The following is a 2,313-nucleotide window of genomic DNA, read 5'->3' on the forward strand; positions in this document are numbered from 1 at the left end:
CGCGGCCAAAGTCTTTTCTCAATGGCCCAGGCATCTCACTCTAACCTGCAACGACTACAACTCCGAACAAAAAACTGCCAGCTTTTAGCCATGCCCTAGAAGCAGATCTTATTCAGCTTCTACTGGCTTTCTACTAGCTTCACGGAGCGGGGGCGAGTTTGATAACAAGGTGACGGTTTTTGTCCACCGCAATCCAGCCCTGCTGGCGAAAACGGTTCAGGAGACGGGTAATGGTGACCCGGGTGGTGCCGATGGCATTGGCCAAGTCCTGGTGGGTAAGGCGCACCTGAATGCGAACCCCTGTCGCAACTGGGGATCCCAGCTCCCCAGCCAAAAGGGAGAGCAACTGGCGCAGCCGATCCTCCACCCGCCGCCGTCCGGCCAAGGCGAGCAATGCTTCGGTTTGGCGCAGCCGACGCACCACCTGCTTGAGCAGCCCTTGACTCAGGATCTCTGAGGCTTCCACTTCTGCTGCCGGCAGCCGCAGCACATCAACTGCCGTCAAAGCCGTGGCTTGGTAGGGATCCAACATCGTCAGCGGGGATCCCAGGGGCATGGAAGGGCCGGCAAACCCCAACAGCGCCTCACCACCGTTGGGATAGAGGGTGGTCAACTGCACCACCCCCCGACAGACGATCACCCATTCATCAGGAAACAAAGGGATAACCTGGCCGGGAGTGTAGGGGGATAAACTGCGGCTGCGGTAGAGGTCTTCCAGCAGTTGGCGCTCCCGTGTGGACAGGCCGGCAGCAAAATGGCTAGGCATCGCTTCAGGCATAGGCTGGCTCCGCTAGGAAAACTGGGCGCACCAGTCGTTGGGCTCCCCCTTGCAAACCAACAGCAATGGGCTGGCCGTCAATGCTGAGGTTGGGGCATGAGATAAGTGTTCCCGACAACACCTTAGCGCTTGCCTCCCAGTCTGAAGTAAAGGCAAGGTTATATCCAGGTTAAGTGTGGCTGCCCCGAGAGAATAAAGACAAAAGGGGAACCAGGCAAAGCTGCAGGGATCCTAATCCGCTAGGATCGAAACCAGGGTGCTCCGCACCGTCGACGCGAAAGTGCTCAAGCTTTCAGGAGATCTGTCGTGACGCTGATGGTTCGTGTGATTACCCCCGACCGCACGGTTTGGGATGCCCCCAGCGAGGAAGTGATCCTCCCTGCCACTTCGGGCCAATTGGGCATTCTCACCGGGCACGCCCCCCTCTTAACTGCTATCGGCAATGGCGTTATGCGGGTCAAAGCCGATGGAAAGTGGTCGGCCATTGCGGTCATGGGCGGATTTGCAGAAGTCGAAAACAACGAGGTAACCGTCCTGGTTAACCGAGCCGAGCGGGGCGAAACAGTGGATAAGGCGGCGGCTCAGGCCCTCTTGGATGAAGCCAGCAAAGTTTTGAATACCAGCAGCGACAAGCAAGAGCGCTTGCAGGCCAAGTTGGATCAACAGCGGGCCAGGGCCTTGATCCAAGCTGCCGAGATGGGCAGTAAGACCTGAGGGATCTCTTGAAGCTGACTCTGTCCCGATGCAGGATCTCCAGATATAGCCCAAGCTGCAGGGAAGAGGGGGAGGTGAGGCGCAGCCAGATGGCCATTCTCCATCTTCCGAGATTGGCTTTGTTAGGCTGGAGGAATCCACAAAAGATCCAGTTGAAGGCATGTCGAATCCTGCTGCTGTCCAGGACTTGTCTGCCAGCCTGAAGATCGGCCAGGTGGCATTGGCAGCTGGCTTGTCCGTGCGCACGGTGCGTTACTACGAGTCGACTGGCCTGCTGAAGCCAACGGTGGAACGGGCGGAGTCCAGCTATCGATTGTTCGACCCTTCGGTTTTGGTTCGCCTGGCTTTTATCCGCCGCTGCCAGAGCCTGGGCCTGAGCTTAGAAGAAATCCGCCAAATCCTGGATGTCCACGACCGAGGGGAGCAGCCTTGTCCAGAAATTCGCCAGCATCTGCAAGGCAAGCTGCAGGAGATTGAACAGCGAATTGCCGATCTGCAAGCGCTGAAAAGCCAAATTCAAGGTCTCCTCTCCGATTGGCAGATCCCCCCTGCGGCTGCTGATGAAAAAGAGGTGATCTGCCCGATTTTGCAAAAACCAGGGGCCGGCGGTGGCAAGAGCGACAGCCGTTACTCCACTGTTACCGACTTAGCCAAGTTGCGCGGCTGATCCACATCGGCTCCGCGGCGCAAAGCCATGGCGTAGGCGAACAACTGCAGGGGGATCACGTTCAGAACCGCCGACAACAGGGGTGTCGTGCTGGGCACCTCGATGATGTGGTCGGCTTTCTCCCGCACCTGGGTGTCTTCGGGGTTGATGAGGG

3 protein-coding genes and 1 pseudogene are annotated in these 2,313 nt (G+C 58.1%); 2 read left to right on the forward strand and 2 right to left on the reverse strand.

Annotated elements, in window-relative coordinates; all coding sequences use genetic code 11:
• Nucleotides 1-139: 139 nt before the first annotated feature.
• Nucleotides 140-778: a Crp/Fnr family transcriptional regulator gene (locus NW856_RS09430; RefSeq protein ID WP_414355850.1), complete on the reverse strand. Its 639-nt coding sequence runs from the start codon at nucleotides 776-778 to the stop codon at nucleotides 140-142.
• Nucleotides 779-1,084: 306 nt separating this feature from the next.
• Here NW856_RS09430 and atpC point away from each other — a divergent pair, with 306 nt between their 5' ends.
• Both atpC and NW856_RS09440 read left to right on the forward strand, forming a co-directional pair.
• Nucleotides 1,085-1,492: an ATP synthase F1 subunit epsilon gene (gene atpC / locus NW856_RS09435; RefSeq protein WP_414355851.1), complete on the forward strand. Its 408-nt coding sequence runs from the start codon at nucleotides 1,085-1,087 to the stop codon at nucleotides 1,490-1,492.
• 160 nt (nucleotides 1,493-1,652) lie between these two features.
• Complete coding sequence (locus NW856_RS09440) at nucleotides 1,653-2,159, forward strand: heavy metal-responsive transcriptional regulator (RefSeq protein ID WP_414399959.1); 507 nt, start codon at nucleotides 1,653-1,655, stop codon at nucleotides 2,157-2,159.
• Here NW856_RS09440 and NW856_RS09445 read toward each other — a convergent pair.
• A pseudogene (locus NW856_RS09445) lies at nucleotides 2,120-2,313 on the reverse strand (glutamine--fructose-6-phosphate aminotransferase); the annotation flags it as partial. The gene NW856_RS09440 and the pseudogene NW856_RS09445 overlap by 40 nt on opposite strands.

It is taken from the genome of Synechococcus sp. R3-13 (genome assembly GCF_047462195.1).
Taxonomy (GTDB): domain Bacteria; phylum Cyanobacteriota; class Cyanobacteriia; order Thermostichales; family Thermostichaceae; genus Thermostichus.